Source organism: Brevundimonas subvibrioides ATCC 15264, from assembly GCF_000144605.1.
Classification (GTDB): domain Bacteria; phylum Pseudomonadota; class Alphaproteobacteria; order Caulobacterales; family Caulobacteraceae; genus Brevundimonas; species Brevundimonas subvibrioides.
In genome coordinates, this window is record NC_014375.1 from 1,006,427 (window position 1) to 1,025,866 (window position 19,440).

General features: G+C 69.2%; 19 protein-coding genes and 1 other annotated feature. Of the genes, 6 read left to right on the forward strand and 13 right to left on the reverse strand.

Annotated features, from left to right (window positions below; translation table 11 throughout):
- Positions 1–5: 5 nt before the first annotated feature.
- Positions 6–272 carry a hypothetical protein gene (locus tag BRESU_RS05020; protein WP_013268422.1) on the reverse strand — a complete coding sequence of 89 codons (267 nt, stop codon included), beginning with the start codon at positions 270–272 and terminating at the stop codon, positions 6–8.
- Between the two features lie 185 nt (positions 273–457).
- Positions 458–1,591, reverse strand: coding sequence for a patatin-like phospholipase family protein (locus BRESU_RS05025; protein ID WP_013268423.1), 1,134 nt, complete (start codon positions 1,589–1,591; stop codon positions 458–460).
- Positions 1,592–1,694: 103 nt separating this feature from the next.
- Between BRESU_RS05025 and dnaG the strand changes: the two genes are divergently transcribed.
- Positions 1,695–3,566 carry a DNA primase gene (gene dnaG, locus BRESU_RS05030; protein WP_013268424.1) on the forward strand — a complete coding sequence of 624 codons (1,872 nt, stop codon included), beginning with the start codon at positions 1,695–1,697 and terminating at the stop codon, positions 3,564–3,566.
- Positions 3,567–3,658: 92 nt separating this feature from the next.
- Complete coding sequence (rpoD, locus tag BRESU_RS05035) at positions 3,659–5,617, forward strand: RNA polymerase sigma factor RpoD (RefSeq protein ID WP_013268425.1); 1,959 nt, start codon at positions 3,659–3,661, stop codon at positions 5,615–5,617.
- Between the two features lie 235 nt (positions 5,618–5,852).
- Here the strand turns inward: rpoD and BRESU_RS05040 are convergent, their stop codons facing one another.
- The gene (locus tag BRESU_RS05040; protein ID WP_013268426.1) at positions 5,853–6,359 is read right to left on the reverse strand and encodes a hypothetical protein; all 507 of its coding nucleotides are present in this window, start codon (positions 6,357–6,359) and stop codon (positions 5,853–5,855) included.
- 337 nt (positions 6,360–6,696) lie between these two features.
- Here BRESU_RS05040 and BRESU_RS05045 point away from each other — a divergent pair, with 337 nt between their 5' ends.
- The 3 genes from BRESU_RS05045 (at position 6,697) to BRESU_RS05055 (ending at position 9,940) form a co-directional block, all read left to right on the forward strand.
- Entirely contained in the window at positions 6,697–7,527 is an 831-nt protein-coding gene (locus BRESU_RS05045; protein ID WP_013268427.1) for a hypothetical protein, read from the forward strand.
- 381 nt (positions 7,528–7,908) lie between these two features.
- On the forward strand, positions 7,909–8,187 hold the full coding sequence (locus tag BRESU_RS05050; protein ID WP_013268429.1) for a hypothetical protein: 279 nt from the start codon (positions 7,909–7,911) through the stop codon (positions 8,185–8,187).
- A gap of 174 nt (positions 8,188–8,361) precedes the next feature.
- Positions 8,362–8,424 (forward strand) — a sequence feature (sul1 is cis-regulatory element that is thought to sense ions involved in sulfur or methionine metabolism; They are found in Alphaproteobacteria).
- Between the two features lie 34 nt (positions 8,425–8,458).
- Complete coding sequence (locus BRESU_RS05055; RefSeq protein WP_013268430.1) at positions 8,459–9,940, forward strand: SulP family inorganic anion transporter; 1,482 nt, start codon at positions 8,459–8,461, stop codon at positions 9,938–9,940.
- Positions 9,941–9,956: 16 nt separating this feature from the next.
- Here BRESU_RS05055 and BRESU_RS05060 read toward each other — a convergent pair whose 3' ends face one another.
- The 5 genes from BRESU_RS05060 to BRESU_RS05080 all read right to left on the reverse strand — a co-directional run bounded on the left by BRESU_RS05060 (position 9,957) and on the right by BRESU_RS05080 (position 14,429).
- Positions 9,957–10,160: a hypothetical protein gene (locus BRESU_RS05060; protein ID WP_013268431.1), complete on the reverse strand. Its 204-nt coding sequence runs from the start codon at positions 10,158–10,160 to the stop codon at positions 9,957–9,959.
- Positions 10,157–11,266: a PepSY-associated TM helix domain-containing protein gene (locus BRESU_RS05065; RefSeq protein ID WP_013268432.1), complete on the reverse strand. Its 1,110-nt coding sequence runs from the start codon at positions 11,264–11,266 to the stop codon at positions 10,157–10,159. Before BRESU_RS05065 ends, BRESU_RS05060 begins: the two co-directional genes overlap by 4 nt.
- A gap of 4 nt (positions 11,267–11,270) precedes the next feature.
- Complete coding sequence (locus BRESU_RS05070) at positions 11,271–13,421, reverse strand: TonB-dependent receptor (RefSeq protein ID WP_013268433.1); 2,151 nt, start codon at positions 13,419–13,421, stop codon at positions 11,271–11,273.
- 109 nt (positions 13,422–13,530) lie between these two features.
- A complete protein-coding gene (locus BRESU_RS05075; protein WP_013268434.1) occupies positions 13,531–13,878 on the reverse strand; it encodes a DUF1428 domain-containing protein in 348 nt (115 codons plus the stop codon).
- Positions 13,879–13,997: 119 nt separating this feature from the next.
- Positions 13,998–14,429: a VOC family protein gene (locus BRESU_RS05080; protein WP_013268435.1), complete on the reverse strand. Its 432-nt coding sequence runs from the start codon at positions 14,427–14,429 to the stop codon at positions 13,998–14,000.
- Positions 14,430–14,528: 99 nt separating this feature from the next.
- Between BRESU_RS05080 and BRESU_RS05085 the strand changes: the two genes are divergently transcribed.
- Positions 14,529–15,224, forward strand: coding sequence for a winged helix-turn-helix transcriptional regulator (locus BRESU_RS05085; protein ID WP_013268436.1), 696 nt, complete (start codon positions 14,529–14,531; stop codon positions 15,222–15,224).
- A 324-nt stretch (positions 15,225–15,548) separates the two neighbouring features.
- Here BRESU_RS05085 and BRESU_RS05090 read toward each other — a convergent pair whose 3' ends face one another.
- From BRESU_RS05090 to BRESU_RS05105, 5 genes are all read right to left on the reverse strand, one after another.
- On the reverse strand, positions 15,549–15,758 hold the full coding sequence (locus tag BRESU_RS05090) for a hypothetical protein (RefSeq protein ID WP_013268437.1): 210 nt from the start codon (positions 15,756–15,758) through the stop codon (positions 15,549–15,551).
- Entirely contained in the window at positions 15,755–17,428 is a 1,674-nt protein-coding gene (locus BRESU_RS05095) for a TadE/TadG family type IV pilus assembly protein (protein WP_169308010.1), read from the reverse strand. The genes BRESU_RS05090 and BRESU_RS05095 overlap by 4 nt, the downstream gene beginning before the upstream one ends.
- A gap of 129 nt (positions 17,429–17,557) precedes the next feature.
- On the reverse strand, positions 17,558–18,268 hold the full coding sequence (gene mtgA, locus BRESU_RS05100) for a monofunctional biosynthetic peptidoglycan transglycosylase (protein ID WP_013268439.1): 711 nt from the start codon (positions 18,266–18,268) through the stop codon (positions 17,558–17,560).
- A complete protein-coding gene (locus tag BRESU_RS17725; protein ID WP_013268440.1) occupies positions 18,265–18,396 on the reverse strand; it encodes a hypothetical protein in 132 nt (43 codons plus the stop codon). Before BRESU_RS17725 ends, mtgA begins: the two co-directional genes overlap by 4 nt.
- A 54-nt stretch (positions 18,397–18,450) precedes the next feature.
- Positions 18,451–19,437: a WD40 repeat domain-containing protein gene (locus BRESU_RS05105; protein WP_013268441.1), complete on the reverse strand. Its 987-nt coding sequence runs from the start codon at positions 19,435–19,437 to the stop codon at positions 18,451–18,453.
- Positions 19,438–19,440 lie beyond the last annotated feature (3 nt).

Genomic DNA, 19,440 nt, shown 5'->3' on the forward strand with positions numbered 1-19,440 from the left:
CTTGCTCACGGCAGGGGGGCGAAGCTGCGTTCCTCGCGCAGGGCGCAGGCCTTCCTGACCGCCACCGGCGCGGCATGGAGCCAGTAGTCGGCATCCTCATGCCGGTCAGCCCGTTTTCGCTCCACGCCACGCAGACGCCGCTGGGCGGCGTTCTCCAGCAGGCGCGCATGCAGGGCGCGGGGCGTCAGATCATGGATGGCGGGGGAACCGGGGACGGCGACGGCGTCGGGACCGATGGGTTCCACCGCCGGGCGGGCGATGGCGATGAACATGGTGGGCAAATCCGAAGCAGGGCCGCCCGTCGCGCAGCGCGGCCGGGGCGGGCGAGGACGCCCCGTTCTGGGGCGTTCGGTATGGTTAATCCACAAACCCTGTGGATTGTTCCCTAAGTACCGCGAAAATTGGCCCAAAATCAGATGGTTACGGACACGGTTTCGCCCGTGTGGTTAACGAGAGATTAATCGCGGGCTGATGGCGTGCCCGCCCACGCCTCGCCGCCCAGGCCCGCCTGAAGGCCCTGGTCGAACAGACCCTGCATCCAGAGCTTGTCAAAGCGAAGGTTGTTGTCGGATCCGACCGGGGCCATGGCGACGGACAGGGACAGACCGCGCAGTCGGGCGAACTGGTCCGCAGCCACCAGGCTCATCCGGGTCGATGCCTTCATCATCGTATCCAGGCCCCGCGACGCCACTCCCACCCCGCTGTAGGACGCCACGCTGAACCGCGCGTCGGGCCGGCCGTTGATGGCGATCCAGATCCGCCCGTCCGAGCCATTGGCCAGAAGGGCGGGATCCAGCATCAGCCGCTCGGGCGCGATGAAGAAATTGGCGGTGGTCCGGCCGTCGGCATGGAGTTCGCGAACGACGTGGCCATCGTCCTCCAGCGCCACGAACACCGGCGGAAACACGCCCGGAATGCTGGCAGAGGCGGTCAGGATGTCGATGAAGACCTCTCGCCGGTTCGGGCGATCGGACGCCGCCAGCGCCCCCATGTCCCAGACCACCTGGCCCTGGGTGTCGAGACTGGTGGTGGCCACGTACAGCCTTCGCCCGGCCCGGTGCCCTTCGGCGACCCGGGCGAGCAGGTCGTCGGTGACCGAGGCGGCCACCAGATCGCGCAGGGGGCGCTGTCGAAACAGCCCCGGGCCTACCAGTGACATGGCCCAGCGCGCCTGCAGCAGCCGGTCGGACCGTCCGTCGGTGAACGCGGCCTGCAGGGCCGCGTCGCCGTCGCTGCCGATGAAGGCGAAGGGCGCGATCATCGCCCCGGTCGACACGCCCGTGACCACCTCGAACACCGGCCGATCGCCGCGCCGGGTCCACCCGACCAGAAGGCCGGCACCGTAGGCCCCGACCGCGCCGCCGCCCGACAGGGCCAGCAGGTCGAAATGCCCGTCGCGCGCGGCCAGGACCGCCGCGTTGGTGCCGGCGACGTAACGCTCGCGGTCGGTGGGGCCGTGAAAGTCGAGCCGGATGTCCGGGCTGGCGGTGGCGATGTCATCGTAGGTGAAGGCCGCTCGCGACACCGTCTGGCATCCACCCGCCAGAAGTGCGCCGATCAGGCCTGCGATCGCGACGGCACGACGTATCATGTCTGCTCCCTGCCAACCGCCATATCAGGGGTCGGTGACGCTATCCACCGTCTTGGACGCGCCATTGCTTCGCGCCGGGCCGCAATGGCGTTAAGGATTACGGGTGCGTTTCGATGACCGCTTCCTGGAAGAACTGAAGGCTCGCCTTCGCCCGTCCGACGTGATCGGCCGGTCGGTGAAGCTCAAGCGTCAGGGACGGGAATGGGTCGGGTTGAGCCCCTTCTCGAAGGAGAAGTCGCCGTCCTTCTTCGTCAACGACGACAAGGGGTTCTTCCACGATTTCTCGTCCGGCAAGCACGGCGACGTCATCTCCTTCCTGCAGGAAACCGAGCGGCTGAGCTTTCCGGAGGCCGTCGAGCGTCTGGCGGCCGAGGCCGGCATGCAGTTGCCGGCCGAGGACCCCCAGGCGGCCGAGCGCGAGGCGAAGAAGCAGGGCCTGTCGGACTGGATGGACCTGGCCCAGAAATGGTTCGCGGCCAATCTGCGACGGTCGACCGGCAAGGCGGCGCGCGAGTATCTGGAGCGGCGCGGCCTTCCCGAGGATCAGTGGGAGCGGTTCGGCCTGGGCTATGCGCCCAACGACCGCGAGGGCCTGAAATCGGCGCTGGTGCAGCGCGGGGCCAAGCCCGGCGACCTGGTCGAGATGGGGATGCTGATCTCGCCCGAAGGCGGCGGGGCACCCTATGACCGGTTCCGCGACCGGCTGATGTTCCCGATCCTGGATGCGCGCGGGCGGCTGGTCAGCTTCGGCGGCCGGGCCATGAACCCCGATGACCGGGCCAAATACCTCAATGGTCCCGAAAGCCCGCTGTTTCACAAGGGCGCGACGCTCTACGGCCTGCCCGAGGCGCGGCGGATCCTGGGGGCGGAGAGCAAGTCGACCCAGAGCGTGATCGTGGTCGAGGGCTATATGGACGTGATCGCCTGCCAGCGCGCGGGCCTGCCGGCCGTGGCCCCCATGGGCACGGCCCTGACCGAGGATCAGATGGCCCTGCTCTGGCGCGTCTCCTCCGAGCCCATCCTGTGTTTCGACGGCGACGGGGCGGGGCAGAGGGCGGCCTATCGCGCGATCGAGCGGGCCCTGCCGCTGCTGAAATCCGGCCGATCGTTCCGCTTCGCCCTGCTGGAGGGCGGTCAGGACCCCGACGACATCCTGCGCGACAAGGGGGCCCCGGCGCTGCGTCAGGCCATGACCGAGACCCGGCCGTTCGCAGAGGTGCTGTTCAAACGCGAGGCCGAGGTCGAGCCGCTGGACACGCCCGAACGCCGCGCGGGCCTGAAGGGCCGGCTGCGCACGGCCGCCGGGGCCATCGCTGACAAGGATCTGGCGGAACAGTACCGGCGGGAGCTGTTCGAACGGTTCGACGCCCTGTTTCCATCCCGGGCGCAGGCTCCGCAGCGGCCCCAGCAGTCCGGCGGTCGCTGGCGTCCCGGTCCCCCGCCCAAGCTCGGACAGACGGCCGAGGGGGCGCAGGCCATGCAGGCGCTGAACCGTTCGATCGAGCCGGTCGCGGCGGCCCTGGCGCACGGGGCCATCGAGGACCCCGAGCGGATGGACGATCATCTCGAGGCGATCGCGTCCCACGGCTTTGGCGATCCGGCGCTCGATGGGCTGGCGCAGGAGCTCGTGAGGCTGCGTTTCGGGGGCCAGACGCTTGACAGCGCGGCCCTGCGTCGCCATCTCGCGTCCTCCGGACACGACGCTTTAGTGCGCGAGGTCGAGAAGGCGGCGGCAAAGTCCGGCGCGCCTTTCCTGGCCGCGAATGCGCCCCTCGCCGAAGCAAGGGTCCGGTGGTCGCAAGGCTTCGATGCCCTGACCCGCGTGGCGGGTCTGGACGCGGCGCTGGCGTCAGCGAAGTCGGGGGCGGATCACGTCTTCGATGCCTCGGCCTTCAGTCGCCTGAAGGCGGAGCGTGATGCGTTGCGGCGGGCCATCAAGACCGGGACGATCTGGGACGACGCGGCGGTTTCGTAACGAACTGCGTGTCTGGGCGTTCTGTTTTGGAACGGATGTTGCATTTTTGCCAAGGGGCCTGATCCTCCCCTTCGGCCGGAGAAGAAGACGTAATGAGCGATACGCAGGAAGCGCCCGAAGCCACCACCGACGGGCCGCTGCTCGACCTCACGGACGCCGGGGTCAAGAAGTTCATCAAACAGGCCAAGGCGCGCGGCTATGTGACGATGGAGGAGCTGAACAAGGTCCTGCCGTCGGAAGAGGTGACCCCCGACGCGATCGAGGACACCTTGGCGATGCTGTCCGAGATGGGCGTCAACGTCGTCGAGGCCGAAGAGGACGCTGCGGAATCGACCGGTGGGGAGCTGGCTGAGAAGGCAGAGACTTCGGTTACCGAGGGCGATGCCAAGCCGACGTACGACCGCACCGACGATCCGGTGCGGATGTATCTGCGCGAGATGGGCTCGGTCGAGCTGCTGAGCCGCGAGGGCGAGATCGCGATCGCCAAGCGGATCGAGGCCGGTCGCGACGCCATGATCAGCGGCCTGTGCGAGAGCGCCCTGACGTTCGAGGCCATCATGGTGTGGCGCGACGAGCTGGCCAACAACCGCATCCTGCTTCGCGAGGTCATCGACCTGGACGCCACCTACGGCGTGCTGAACCCGTCGTCCCTGCCGCACAACCAGCCCCAGCCGCCGATCCCCGGCCAGCCGATCCCGCCCAAGCCCGAACCCGAGCCCGGCGCGGAAGCGGAGGCGGACAAGGCTGAGCAGGACGAGGAGGACGAGGACTTCGACGATGGCGGCGGGATGTCCATCTCGGCGCTGGAGGCCGAGCTGCGCGACGGCGTCATGGAGACCCTGGACGCGATCGCCGGCGACTTCGACGCGTTCCGCAAACTGCAGGAGAAGCTGGTCGAGAGCCGGCTGAAGGGCGAGGAGCTGAGCGCCAAGGACCGCAAGGCCTATGACACCCTGTCCGCCGCCATCTCGGGCCGGCTGAAGACGCTGAAGCTGAACAACAACCGCATCGAAGCCCTGGTCGAGCAGCTGTACGCGATCAACAAGCGCCTGATCGGTCTGGAAGGCCGGCTGCTTCGCCTGGCCGACAGCTACGGCATCTCGCGCCCCGAGTTCCTGAAGGCCTATTTCACCGCCGAGCTGGATCCGACCTGGTCCACGCGGGTCAAGGACATGGGCGTGCGCTGGACCAAGTTCAGCGACAACGAGGCGACCCAGATCGCCACCATCCGCCATGACGTCGCGGCCGTGGCGGTCGAGGCCGGCCTACCGATCGACGACTATCGCCGCATCGTCCAGACCGTCCAGAAGGGGGAGCGGGAGGCCCGTCAGGCCAAGAAGGAAATGGTCGAGGCCAACCTGCGCCTCGTGATCTCCATCGCCAAGAAATACACCAACCGCGGCCTGCAGTTCCTGGACCTGATCCAGGAGGGCAACATCGGCCTGATGAAGGCGGTCGACAAGTTCGAGTACCGCCGCGGCTACAAGTTCTCGACCTATGCGACCTGGTGGATCCGTCAGGCGATCACGCGCTCGATCGCCGACCAGGCGCGGACCATCCGCATCCCGGTCCACATGATCGAGACGATCAACAAGATCGTCCGCACCAGCCGCCAGATGCTGCACGAGATCGGCCGCGAACCGACTCCGGAAGAGCTGGCCGAGAAGCTGGCCATGCCGCTGGAGAAGGTCCGCAAGGTCCTGAAGATCGCCAAGGAGCCCATCAGCCTCGAGACGCCCATCGGCGACGAGGAGGACAGCCACCTGGGCGACTTCATCGAGGACAAGAACGCCATCCTGCCCATCGACGCGGCCATCCAGTCGAACCTGCGCGAGACCACGACCCGCGTGCTGGCGTCCCTGACGCCGCGCGAGGAGCGCGTCCTGCGCATGCGCTTCGGCATCGGCATGAACACGGATCACACGCTGGAAGAGGTCGGCCAGCAGTTCTCGGTCACCCGCGAACGGATCCGCCAGATCGAGGCCAAGGCCCTGCGCAAGCTGAAGCATCCGAGCCGGTCGCGGAAGCTGCGGAGCTTCCTGGACAGCTGAGTTCAGGCAGTAGGCAGTAGGCAGTAGGGATCAGGGTCGCTTCCGGGAGGGGGCGGCCCTTTTTCTTTCCCTCTCGCGGCGGGAGAGGGCTTGAGGCTCGCAGAGCGTAGCGATGCGCCAGCCGAAAGGGTGAGGGGCTTCTGTCGACGGGTGAGGGCTGCCCCTCACCCTTTCGCACCAGGACGATCACTGCGTGATCGTGTGCTCAAGCCCTCTCCCGCCGGGAGAGGGGAGGTTATGCCCGTTCCAGCGTCCTGACCTGCGGCGCGTGGCTGTTGAGGACGCCGGTGGGGTTGGCCATGCGGCCGACGGCGTCGGCGAAGTCGAGGTATTCGGCGGCGAAGGCGGGGGGCAGGGCCTCGACCAGCCAGGCGTTCTCGATCCAGACCTCGACCACATGGAAATGGCCGCCGCGGTCACACACGAAACAGTCCCAGCCGCGCGCCGCCGCCATCGCCTGGATGGTCGGGGCGTTGCGGTCCACGCTGAGCGCGAAATGGGTGGGCGAGCGGTCCACGGGCTCGGTCGGGCGGGTCAGGAAGACGGCCCCAGGATCGCCGTTGGGGGCCATGACGGTGCCGGCGGGATAGATCTCGATCGCGGTGCCGTGGCCGTCGGCCTTGAACACCATATAGCTGCCGGGGTTGGGGGCGAAGTCGACGGTGACGCCGTCGATCAGCTCGGCGAAGAAGTCGGCGACCGCTTTCGGATCGCGGGCGGCGACGGACAGGTGGTGGATCATGACAGGTCTCCTTTGAGGTCTGGACAGGGCTCCGCCGGGGCGCGCGGCCGGGGCCACGCACCGGACAGCCGGAGCGTTTCGGGGATGGGATGTGGTCGGGACCTTGCCCCGCCGACGGCGCGATCTAGTCCGGGCGAACGGCGGTCTTCAACTTAGAGCTCTGTCATGAGGTCGAGTTAACCTTGGCCGTATTTTCGACCGCAAACCGCCGCGTGCGGGACGCGGCCAGACCCCCGGTTCCGCCGGTGAATTCGACCACGCCCGGACGGAGACTTCGGACCTGGCCGGAGGGGACTTCGACGACACCGACGACCACGCGTCCGATTCTGACGTACCGATGTTCCATAATGGCGGCATGGAGCATTTCCGACTGCGCAAATACCGGGGGCCGGAGGTCTGGGAGCGGGTGCGCGAGGCCTATGTGGCGGGCGAGGCCGGCCCCCAGCTGGCCCGCCGGTTCGATGTCGGCCTGGCCAATCTGCGCAAGAAGGCCATGCGGGAGGGCTGGACCCGCCGCGCGGCGGCTGCGGCGAGCGACCCCCTGATCCTGGCCACCCAGCCGCGCCTGCTGGGGGCGGGGCCGGGGGCGGGACCGGGGTGCGCGGACGTCGTCGTCGCCGACCCGGTCGAGGCCCGCGCGCGGGCCATCGCCCAGGCCGCCGCGCTTCTGGGCGAGGGCCGGGCAGCGGAGGCCAGCGCGATCCTGAAGGCCGCCGAGGCGCTGGGGCGGATCACGGAGGTCCCGGCGGCCGGGCCGATGGACCCGGCGCAGGCCGAGGCCGAGCGTCAGGAGCAGCAGGGCGTGATGTTCGAGATGGTGCGTTTCGCGGTCGAGCGTCGCGCCGAGGATCTGGTGCAGCGGCTGCTGGACACCAATTTCGACAACCGGGGCCACTACACCCTGTTCGCCCTGAAATGGCGGGCCGCCCAGCTGGGCTCCGAGGTCGCCGAACACGACCGGCGCCGGTGCGAGGCCCAGGGCCTGGCCACCGACTTCTACGATGCCGATGGGCGTCTGCTGCCCTTCGGCGAGGCCGCCCGGGCCATGAGGGACGGCGACCTCGATCCATGGGGGCTCCAGGCGCATTGGCGGGAGACGGAGGGGGAGGCGGAGGGCGAGGGCGAGGCGAACCCCGTGACGGAGGGGCCGAGGGCGTGGCTCTCGTGAGCGCCCGGGGCGCGTCCGACCCGGCGTCGAGGGCCGCCCTCGACCGATGGTCGACGTTTCGGCCTGTCCCATGCGAGCGGGAGCGTCGCCCGAAATGTCCCTTATTCTGGGTATTGTTGCTCGGCGAACGGGAATGTCAGAGTGCCGGGGCTGGCGGTTCCCCCCGGACGTCAGCTGTCGGCCCGGCCCCGTGATGAAACCGCAGCCTTCATGCGAGGCCGGGCCGACAGGCGTCGAAGCGGGGCGCGTTGTGTCGAGGGCGACCATGTTCGGCGAGGTGATCACTGCCGCACACCGGGCCAGACGGTGGCTGGCCGTTGTCCTGACGGCCCTCGCCGCCCTGTTCGTCTTCGTCGCCTTCCAGAGCTGAAGGTCAGAGGCATGGGCCGTCAGGGGTCGACGCTGCGAAAGCTGAGGGGCATTGCCGGTATGCCGTCCAGAACAACGGAACTGAAAACCGAGGCCGGCGTGCGGCTGACCCTGGTCGAGGAGGTGACCCCCCTGGGCACCGTCCGGGCGAGCCATTACCGGCTCACGACCCTCAGGCCGAACCAGCAGCGCGTCCTGGCCCGCCTGGAGTCCGCCGAGGAGGCGTTCGACCTCGAAGTCAACGCGTCGCTCATGGATCCGGTCGTCCAGGCGCTCGTGACGCGGCACTGAAGACCCCGACGCCCAGGCGTCAGACGTTCGCCCCACGCGGATCGACCCCCAGGTCACCCGGCGGCATCGCCCTGCGTGCGGGCTTTCCGGCTTTGCGCGATCCTGCGCCGCCGATCCGTCGCGCACATGAGGTCTTGCCTCCGCGGCCGGTTGAAGGCATGAGGCCGCCTTCGCTTCGGACCGGCCCCGCCCTGCGGGAGGCGGTGGCTATCCTGACCGCCTATCCGTCAGGAAATCGAGCCGCCAGGCGGCTCACGCGCTTGAAAATCAAATGTCCATAATCGCATCCGCGCGCCAGCAATGGCTCGCCAATCCGCGTCGCGACCTTCTGGCCGGGACCGTCGTGGCGCTGGCCCTGATCCCGGAAGCCATCGCCTTTTCCATCATCGCCGGGGTCGACCCGGCCGTCGGGCTGTATGCCAGCGTCGTCATCGCCGTGACCATCGCCTTCGTGGGCGGTCGGCCCGCCATGATCTCGGCCGCGACCGGAGCCATGGCCCTGCTGATGGTCACGCTCGTCCGCGATCATGGCCTGGAATATCTGTTCGCGGCGTCGCTGCTGACCGGCGTCTTCCAGATCGCCGTCGGGCTGTTCCGCCTCGGCCGGTACATCCGGTTCGTCTCGCGCTCGGTCATGACCGGGTTCGTGAACTCGCTGGCGATCCTGATCTTCCTCGCCCAGATGCCGGAGCTGATCGGGGCGAACTGGCAGACCTTCGCCCTCGTCGCCGCCGCCCTGGTCATCATCTACGGCCTGCCGCGACTGACCAAGGCGGTGCCGTCGCCGCTCGTCGCGATCGTGCTGCTGAGCGGGTTCGTCATCTGGACCGGGCTGGACGTACGGACCGTCGGGGACATGGGGCAGATGCCATCGACGCTGCCGGCGTTCCACATCCCGGCGGTCCCGCTGACGTGGGAGACCCTGGTGATCATCGGGCCGATCTCGGCGACGCTGGCCTTCGTCGGACTGCTGGAAAGCCTGCTGACCGCCAACCTCATCGACGACATCACCGACACGCCGTCCGACAAGGACCGCGAGACGCGCGGGCAGGGCATCGCCAACATCGCCGCCTCGCTGTTCGGCGGCATGGCGGGCTGCGCGATGATCGGCCAGTCGATCATCAACGTCACGTCCGGCGCGCGCGGCCGGCTGTCGACCCTGTGGGCCGGGCTGTTCCTGCTGTTCCTGATCCTGGTGCTGCAGGACTGGGTCGCCCGGATCCCGATGGCGGCCCTGGTCGCGGTGATGATCATGGTCTCGGTCGGCACGTTCGACTGGGGGTCGGTCCTGGCGATCCGGTCCACACCGATCCAGTCGTCCGTCGTCATGATCGCGACGACGGCGACCGTGGTGGCGACGCACGACCTGTCCAAGGGCGTGGTTCTGGGCGTGATCCTCTCGGCGGTCTTCTTCATGCGCAAGGTCGGCAAGACCGTCGTGGTCGAGGAGATTCCCACCGGGGCACCCGGCGTGCTGCGCTATCGCGTGACCGGCCAGCTGTTCTTCGCCTCGGCGGACGTCTTCGCCGCCGCCTTCGAGCATCACGGCCAGCCGGAGCGGGTCGAGATCGACATGACCGGCGCGCATCTGTGGGACCTGACCGGGGTCGCCGCCGTCGACAAGGTGGTCTTCCGATACCGCCGTCAGGGCGCGGCGGTCACCGTCGTGGGCATGAACGCGGCGGGGCAATCGCTCATCGACCGGGTCGGTCGGCACGACAAGGATCACCTGCCGGCCGGCGCGGCCCACTAGCGACCGCCGGGGCCTGTCAGCCGCCGCGCACCCGCCGCGCGGCCGCTACCCGGGCCCACACCACCGCCACCCCCGGCACCGCGATCAGGGCCGCGCCGATCCCGTCCCACAGGCCGTCGGCCAGCAGGGCGCCGATCAGGCCGGTGAGGACTAGGGCGGCCAGCAGCAGGGGCAGGGCGAAGATCGCGGCCAGGGACTGGCGGTGGGCGAGGGCGATCACGGGCGCGTCCCCGGGCGGGCGAGCCGGCGCTTGCCCAGCCACAGATAGAGGCCCGACAGCAGGATGACGATCGTGGCCAGGTCCAGCAGGGCCCAGACGATCTTGAGCGGCAGGCCGCCGTAGTCCCCGAAATGCAGGGGCTGGGACAGACCCAGCGCCTTCACATACCAGGGCATGGGGGCGATGGCCGCGAGGTTTCCGGTGCGGACGTCAATCAGGGCCGGGGTGGTCAGGTGGGTCGTCAGCGGCGTGTCGCCGTGGAAGAAGACCGCATAGTGGTGGTCGGTGGTGTACTCCGTGCCGGGGAAGGCCACGAACTGCAGCTTGAGCCCCGGCAGGGCGGCGCGGGCGCGGGCGACGGCGGCGTCCAGCGAGGCGCGCTCGGACACGGGGACGGGGGCGGCGTCGGTGGCGGACGCGGTCAGGCCGGCGAGGGCGTCGGCCTTCCACAGGGCCAGGATGGGCACGGCCAGGGTGTTGACCACGCCCGTCAGGCCGACGACCACCACCCAGGCGGCGGTGACGATGCCGAGCAGATTGTGCCAGTCCAGCCAGCGGGTGCGGGCGGTCTTCTCGACCCGCAGGGTGCCGAACGGCAGGCGGCGCATGAAGGGGGCGTACAGGACCACGCCCGAGACGACGGCCACCAGGAACATCAGCCCCATCAGGCCGAGGAACAGCATGCCGGGCAGGCCCAGGAACATGTCGGTGTGCAGCTGGAGCAGGAACTCCACCACGGGATGGCCGGCGACCAGGGGGGCGGGCTCGCCCGAGGTCTGGTCGATGGGCTGGAAGTTGTACTGGCCGGCGGGAGCGTCCGGGGCGCGGCTGGTGACGTTCACCACCGGCCGGTCCTCGTCGAAGCTCATGAAGGCGGGGACGTCGCCGGGCTGGCGCGCGAGGGCGGTGGCCAGGACCCGGTCGAGGTTGAGGTTCGGCCCGTCGGGGGCGGCGGCCGTCCAGGGCTCGTCCAGCAGGACCTCGTTCAGCTCATGACTGAACACCAGCGGCAGGCCGGTGATGCAGAGCATCAGCAGGAACAGGGTCGAGACCAGGCTGGACCAGCGGTGGGTCCAGGACCAGGCGCGGATCGTGGCCGGGCTCACCCGCTCAGAACTCCGCGGAGATCGACAGCGACAGGGTGCGGGGCGCGCCGAGCGTCAGGTAGTTGGCCCCCGGGAAGCCGCCGACGGCGACCCACTGGTCCTCGTCGGCGAGGTTCTCGACCCGGGCGCGGACGGTCAGGGGGCGGCCCGACGCCTCGAAGGCATAACGGACGCCGGCGTCGAGGCGGGTCCAGCTGTCGAGCTGGACGGTGTTGGTGGCGTTGACCTCCTGCTCGCCCGTGTAGACGAGGCGGCCTTCCAGCGTCAGGCCGGTGACGGCGGGGACGTCCCACTCGACGTTGACGTTGCCCTGGAGCTCCGGCGCGCCGATGGGGGCGCGGCCGTCGAGGGCCCCGCCGGCCGTCTCGGTCAGCTCGGCGTCGAGCAAGGTCCAGCCGCCGAGGACGCGCAGGCCGTCGCGGGGCTCGCCGAAGAAGGCGATCTCCAGCCCCTGGTTGCGCTGCTCGCCATTGGTGCCGAAGCGGCCGTTCTCGACGAAGGCGCTCTGGAGGGTGGTGCGGAACAGGCTGACCGAGCCGCCGAAGCGGCCGACGTCGTATTTCAGGCCGACTTCCATCTGCTCGCCGAGGAAGGGGTCGAGCACCTCGCCGCGGTTGTCGATCTGCACGCCGCCGACGACCTCCGGGGCGATCTGGCCGGGGACCAGGGCCTCGGCGTAGTTGGCGTAGAGCGAGATCCACTCGCTCGGCTTGTAGACCACGGCCAGGACGGGGGTGACCGCGTCGCTCTCATAGGCGGGGGCGGGCACGCCGGAGCCGTAGGCGTAGGTCCGGGTCTCGATCGACTGGTGGCGGGCCCCGACGGTCAGCAGCAGCCGGCCGTCCATGAAGGTCATCATGTCGGCGAGGGCGACGCTGGTGTTGTCCACCCGTTCGGTGACGCCGGGGTTGGCGAGGTCGCCGCCGACGAAGAAGTCCGGGACCGGGGGGGCGACGGCGACGGGGTTCGACAGGCTGGAGGCGAAGCCGGCGAAATTCGAGAAGGCATAGGCGTTCTCCGACTTCGACCGAACCTGCGAGGCCGAGGCGACCAGGCGGTGGTCGACGGAGCCGGTGGTCAGGTCGGCGCGGACGCCGACGTCGCCGGACCAGACGGTGTCCTCACGGGTGTTGTCGAAGCGGTAGGCGCTGGTGGTACCGTCGGGCGCTGCGGCGGGATTGGCCAGGACGTTGGACTCCTCGCCGCTGCGGCCCCCGAAGGCAGCCCAGGCGGAGACGTCGGGCGTCAGGTCCAGCTCGCCGCGCACCACGCCGAACAGCTGTTCCTCGTCGGTATAGGTCCAGGGCTGGGCGAAGTTGCCCGAGGCGTCGGGCGCGGCGGGGACAGCCCCGGTCGGGGTCACGGTCGGGCGCGGGGCGTCGATGCGGTGGTCCTGCCAGCCCAGGTCGGCGGACAGGCGCGCGCGCTCGCCGCGTCGGTCGAGGCCCAGACCGACGACGCTCAGGGTGCGGGACTGATCGTCGATCGCGCCCTCGCCGTCGCGACGGGCGACGTTGAGGCGCAGACCGGTGTCGCCATCGGTGCCGAAGCGGCGCGAGACGTCGGCGGCGGCATAGCCCTCGCGCCCGCCTTCGAGGCCCAGGGTCAGGCGGGTGAGAGGCTCGTTGCCGGCCCGCTTGGGCGTGAGGTTGAAGGCCCCGCCGACGCCGGACCCGCCGGGGGCCGCGCCGTTCAGGAAGGCGGTGGCCCCGTGGAAGACCTCGACCCGCTCAAGGAACTCGGCGGCCACGAACTGGCGCGGCAGGATGCCGTACAGGCCGTTGTAGGTCATGTCGTCGGAGTAAACCGGGAAGCCCCGGATGACGTACAGCTCCTGGAAATTGCCGAAGCCCTTGGAGACGCGGACGGCGGGATCGTTCTGCAGCACGTCGCCGACGCTGCGGGCCTGCTGGTTCCGGGCGAGCTCTTCGGTATAGGCGGTGACGGCGAAGGGAGTGTCGAGCTGCGACAGCGTGCCGAACAGGCCGACCCGCGCCCCGCGCGCGACCTGACCGCCGGCATAGGGGGCGGCGATGCGGACCTGGGAGCCCGTGACGATCACCTCTTCCAGCCGGTCGGCGGCGGCGTCCTGGGCCAGAGCCGGGGCGGCGAAGGCGATCAGGGCGGTGGTGGTGAGGGCGAGGGCACGGAGCATGGGGCGTAGACCTGAGAATGAGAACGCGTCGCAGTAACCGACGCAATCTCCGGCCGCAACCCCGCGCCCTGTGCCCGCCCCGCGTCATGCGGCCGCGCAGCGGGCCGTCTCAGCCTCCGAAGATCACCTCGAAGCCGCCCCACATCATGCGCTTGCCGTCGAAGGGCATGTCCATGTCCTTCCAGGCCGGGTCCGTTTCCATGGTGGCGAAGCAGGCGTCGGCGGTGGCCCGGTCCGGCCATTTCAGCCACGAGAAGACGACGACCTCGCCGGGTTCCAGCTTCACCGCCAGGTCGAAGCCGGTGACCTTGCCGGGGGGCACGTCGACGCCCCAGGTCTCGACCTGTTCGAGGCAGCCGTATTTCTGGAAGACCGGCCAGCTCTTGGCGGCCGAGGCGATGTAGCGGTCCTTGTCCTGTGCCTTCACGGGGGTCAGGAAGCCGGAAACGTAGGGCATTCTTTTTGCTCCTTCGGAGGGCCTACCGCTCGCGCCGTGGGCGCTCGCTGCTTGAGGCCGGGTTGGCAGGTGGGTTGATTGTTTGAGCGCCGGGTCGAGATCGGCGGGCAGGCGTCGGGTCAGGCGGGTTCGAGGGCGGCGGCCCCCTGGGCGGCGGCCGCGGGGTCCATCCACATGATCTCCCAGATGTGGCCGTCCGGATCCTCGTAGCTGCGGCCGTACATGAAGCCGCCGTAGTTCTGTTCGGGCGTGGGGTCGGGCCTGCCGCCGGCCGCGGTGGCGGCGGACAGCTGGTCCAGCACCGCTTGTTTGCTGTCGCACGACAGACAGAACAGGGCCTCCACCGTCGAGCGGTCCGCGATGGGGCGCGCGGTGAAGCTGGCGAATTTCGGGTGCGTCAGCAGCATCACGAAGATGGTGTCGGACACCACCATGCAGGCGGCCGTCTCGTCGCTGAAGGCCGGGTTCTTCGTGGCCCCGACGGCTTCGTAGAAGGCGACGGACCGGGCCAGATCGGCGACAGGCAGATTGATGAAGATCAGGCGCGACATCGGGTTTCCTTCCTGTGAGGCGTCTGGATGCGCCATTGACGTTGTGAAGCCTACCCACCGAAGTTATATATGGCAACTATGAAGTTAGAAAAAGTAACTATGGAGGGGGCGGCGCGGTCGGCGCGTCGCTATGAGGACGCCTGCGGGGCGGCGCATGCGCTGGACCTGGTCGGCGAACGATGGGCGCTACTGGTCATCCGCGAGATGATGTTCGGCCCGCGCCGGTTCGGGGAACTGCGCACCAGCCTGCCGGGGATCAGCGCCAATGTCCTGACCCAGAAGCTGGAAGCGCTCGAGGCGGCCGGGGTGGTCGAGCGCCGGAGGCTGCCGCCACCCGCCTCGGTCCAGGTCTATGACCTGACCGACTGGGGACGGGAACTCCACCCGGTGTTCGGCATGCTGGGGATGTGGGCGGCCCGGTCGCCGCGGCACGACCCGACCCTGCCGCTGAGCGCCATCTCGATGATGATGTCGTTCCAGACGATGTTCCGCGCCGAACGGGCGAAGGGGATCGACCTGACCCTGAACTTCATCTTCGGGGACGACCGGTTTCGCGGCACGGTCCGCGACGGCCGGTTCACGGTCGAGCGTGGGGTCGCGGAAGAGGCCGATGCGGTCGTGACCGGCCAGCCCCCGGCGCTGGCGGGCCTCGTCTATGGCGGCGTTCCGCTGGCGGCGCTTCAGGCCGAGGGCCTGCTGGATCTGGAGGGCGACCCGGACGTTCTGGCGCGGTTCGCCGGCCTGTTCGAATTGCCGCCCAAGGTCGCCGGCCCGCCTGTCCCTGCGGCCGGATAGCGATCGGGGGTCTGGACCTTTCGTCGTTTGAGTTGACGCCCGGGAGCCGTGTCCTTGTCCGGGGCTGCTGGTTCATCACGAAGGGCACAAAGAGGATCACAAAGGGCACAACGGGACCTGTCCTGTTGCCCGAGCCGCGCCCGTCTTCGCTGGATCAATGCGGCGTACGCCGCGATAGTAAACGCACCCGTGAAGAGGGAGCTCTCCAACGCGGCTCCGCTCCCGTCGTGTCCTTCGTGGCTCCCTTTGTGCCCTTTGTGATGAAACTCTTGCGCGCCTGACCCGAGACGGTGCCCCTCCGGCTCAACCCAGCGGACGACGTCTCTAGGCCAGCATGTCCAGCAGGGTGCCGGTCATGTCGTCGGCGGTGCGAAGGACCGCCACATTGGCGGACACGGCGACCTTGGCCTGCATCCGTTCGACCATTTCGCCGGCGAGGTCGTCCAGCGGCGCAGCGGCGGTACGGGCCGCGCTCTGGTCGAACCGGGCCATGGCCGAGGCGATGCCGCTGGCCGCGATCGAACCGGCGATCACCGGCTGATCCTCAGGTTCTCGATGGCCCCCGCGATGCGGTCGAAAGCGGCCCCGATGCCGGCGGCGCTGTCGACCGGGAAATAGTGGTCGGTGTCGGTGGCGCAGCGCCGCAGAAGGGTCTGGGCCGTCGAGTCGACCTGGACAGCGACGGTGTACACCTCGATGTCCTTGTCCTTCATGTTGCCGCACATGTCTTCGGTCGCGGCGGTGGCGTGGTCGAAACGGTTGTCCATCCGCGTGCGCCGGGTCGTATCGTTGCCCGAGACGATGCCCAGCCGGTTCTGCCAGATATAGCCCAGGCCGTTGTAGGTGCTGTCGTTCGGGCTGGTGGTGTCGGACATGACGTTCGCGCCGTCCGTCATGATGATGATGATCTTCTTCAGCCGCTCGGTGCCGTAGGGCCGGCCGTCACCGAACGGCGCGTTGGGCGACAGGGTGTGCCAGCCCCACATCGTGCCCAGCGGCACATTGGTGTTGCCCGACGCGATCATGTTGTTCACCGCCGTGCGCAGCGCCGTGTAGTTGTCGGTCAGGCGGATGATGGGCTGCAGGTCGCAGCCGCGGTTCGGGCCGAAGCCTGTGTTCAGGGTGTTGCGCGGAGTGGTGCTGTAGCGGCTGACGGACCGGACCCGCGCAAACCATTCGGTCGTGCGCGCGGCGGTGTTCGCAAAGGGGCTGTTGGCGTTAGACCCCGGCCGACCATCGTCCAGGTAGTCGTTGCCCTCATACTGCCAGTTCTGCCACGTCGAATGGTTCGGATAGTCGGCCCTGTCCGGCTCGTCGGGCGCGAAATAGGGCACGAACATGGTCGCCTGGGTGCCGCTGGACGGCGCGGTGTCGCGAATGTCGTAGGGCTGCGGACGGCTTTCGACGCACCCGCCCCAAGTCGTGTTAAGGCGGCCGAAGAGGGTGAAACGGCCAACGGCGGTGTCGAACGCGCTGTAGGGATTGGATCCCGAGTTCCAGGCGCCGCCACCGGTGTGGGTGTCGGCGTTGGACATAAAGCTGGGCGGCGTGTTGGTCCCGCCCTGGGCGACGCGGACGGTCATCGAGAAGGGCACCAGCGAGATCTTGATGGCGTCCTGCTCGATGGATCGGCCGTCGGCGGCCTCCAGCCGGTTGATCAGGTCGATGGCGGCGGTCTTTGTATTGGTCAGCTTGGCACCGTCCATGGAGCCCGTGTTGTCGATCACCAGCGCGACCTCGATCCGGTTGTTGGAGCGCAGGACCTCGGAATGGGCGTTGGCCGGCAACTGGTCGTCGAAGAACTGGCCATAGGGCGGCAGGAAGATGTTGGCGACCAGGGCCCGGACGTTGACCTTGGCATCGGCCTCAACCGCCCCCGTGGCCGTGTTCAGCCGGAAGTTCGTCTGGGTGGTGTCCAGGGTGACGTCGCCATAGGGGGCCAGGTTGGCCTGCAGCGCGGCCAGGCCGACGGCGTTGATCCGGGGGTTGTCGGTGTACTGCGACCGGGCAGCGGCCAGGGTGGCGGCGTCGAGGGCGTCCTGGACGTTCATGCGCACGGTGGAGACGCGGGCGATGTCGACCCCGCCCAGCGTCATCAGCATCATCGGCGGCAGGGCCAGGGCGAACATCATGGCGACGTTGCCGCGCCTGTCGTCGGAGAAACGCGTCCCGAAGGTCTTCAGGGCAGAGACTGTCCGCTTCATGATCCGCATGGCCCACCCGCATGGTCTTTGGCGGCCCGCGAGGGGTCCGCAATCGACCTGATGTACCAAGGCGCGGTTAAGGGATCGGTGAGGGCGAGGGTTAACGGCCCGGGATCGATCGGCGTTCGGTCAGAGGACGCAGGCGGCCAGACCCTCGTTTCGGACGACCCGGGCCGAGGCCTGGATGCGCGACGCCCGCCGGCGGACATAGGGGCCGGGCGTTCCGGCGTCGTAGCGGCGCGGACTGGGCAGGATGGCGGCGAGGCGGGCGGCCTCGCGCGGGGTCAGGTCGGCGGCCGACTTGCCGAACCAGTGGCGGGCCGCGGCCTCGGCCCCATAGACGCCCGGCCCCATCTCGGCGACGTTCAGATAGACCTCCATGATGCGGCGCTTGCCCCAGCCGGTCTCGATCAGGACGGTATAGCCCGCCTCCAGGCCCTTCCGGACCCAGTCGCGGCCGGGCCAGAGGAAGACGTTCTTGGCCGTCTGCTGGCTGATGGTCGACCCGCCCCGGATGCGACGGCCCTGTTCGTTGTCCTTCAGCGCCTTCTCGATCGCCTCGAAGTCGAAGCCGCCGTGGCTGCAGAAGCGCGCGTCCTCGGCGGCGATGGCCGAGGCGACGAGGTTGGGCGAGATGTCGCGAAGGGGCTTCCAGCGATAGTCGAGACCGTTGCCCGCCAGGCCCTCGCGGATCATCAGCAGCGTGTAGGGGACCGGCACGAACCGGTGGATCAGCACCGCGCCGAACGGCGGCAGGGCCAGCACCACCAGGGCGGTCAGGATCGGGCGGCCCTTGCGGCGGCGCGGCCCTGGCGGAACGGGGGGCTGGGTTTCGCTCATTTCGGCAGGTTCACGTCCCAGAGGAAGACCACGAGCCAGGCGCCCACCGCGACGACGAGGACCACGACCACGGCCAGACATCCGAAGGCCGTGCGCGGCGATCCCCCGCGTCCCTTGCGATTTCGCATCCCGACCCCTCGTTCCCCCCGACGATAGGCGCGGGCGAACCGGGCTGTCGAGGGTCAGTCGATGACGACGTCGGACACCCCGGCCTGGCCGTCCTCGTCGGCCCAGGCGACGCGGGCGGCGTCGGGGCTGAGGGCGAGGGCGACGATGGGGGCGCCCTTCCCGGCCTTGACGAAGTTCAGGCCCTGACCGGCCGGATCGGCGACCCAGACGCGGCCGTCGGCGAGGCCGGCTGCCAGGCGCCCGTGCGGGTTGGCGGCGGCGACCAGGGTGACCGTGGTGCTGTCGTCGAAGCCGATCTCCGAGGCCTCGCGTCCCATCGGGCCGTTCGACCCGGTGAAGGGCCACAGGACCGCGCCCTGGGCCCCCGACGTGGCCAGAAGCGATCCCTTCGACAGGAAGGCCATGGAGCGGACCTTGGACGGGTAGCCGCCCATCCGCATGTTCTTTGAATCCTTCAGCCGCCAGCCGTGAAGCTGCATGTCCTGCATGGTGGTGACCACGAAGGCCCCGTCGGGCGAGAAGGCGACGCCGGTGTGCGAACCGGCCCAGACCAGTTTCGTCGGCTTCTGCTCGGCGATACGGGCGAACCACAGGCAGGCCCCGCCGTAGGTCGAGGTGGCGACGCGGCGACCCTTGGGATCGAAGGCGACGCCGGAGACGGTGCGCTCGTGCTGGAAGTCGCGGCGAAAGCCCATGTCGGTCGCGTCGATGACGGACAGGGTCTTGCCCGAGGAGAAGGCGATCAGCTTGGTCTCGGGCGAGGCGTCGATGGCGTCGATCCACCCGCCGACATTGGAGCCCTTCGCGGTGGCCAGCACGCCGGCCTCGCCGCGGCGGTTCCAGATCACGCGGCCGTCGTCGCCGCCGGTGACGAGGCCCTCGCCGGACGGGTGGACGGTGGCGCACAGGATGGCCCCGTCATGCACAGCGTTGAAGGTCCGGTCCTCGAAGCGGACCGAGCCGTCGCCCAGGGCGAAGATCGCGCCGGCGGTATCGAAATGCGCCGAGGTGACCTGGGCGTCGAAGGAGAAGGTGGTCATGCC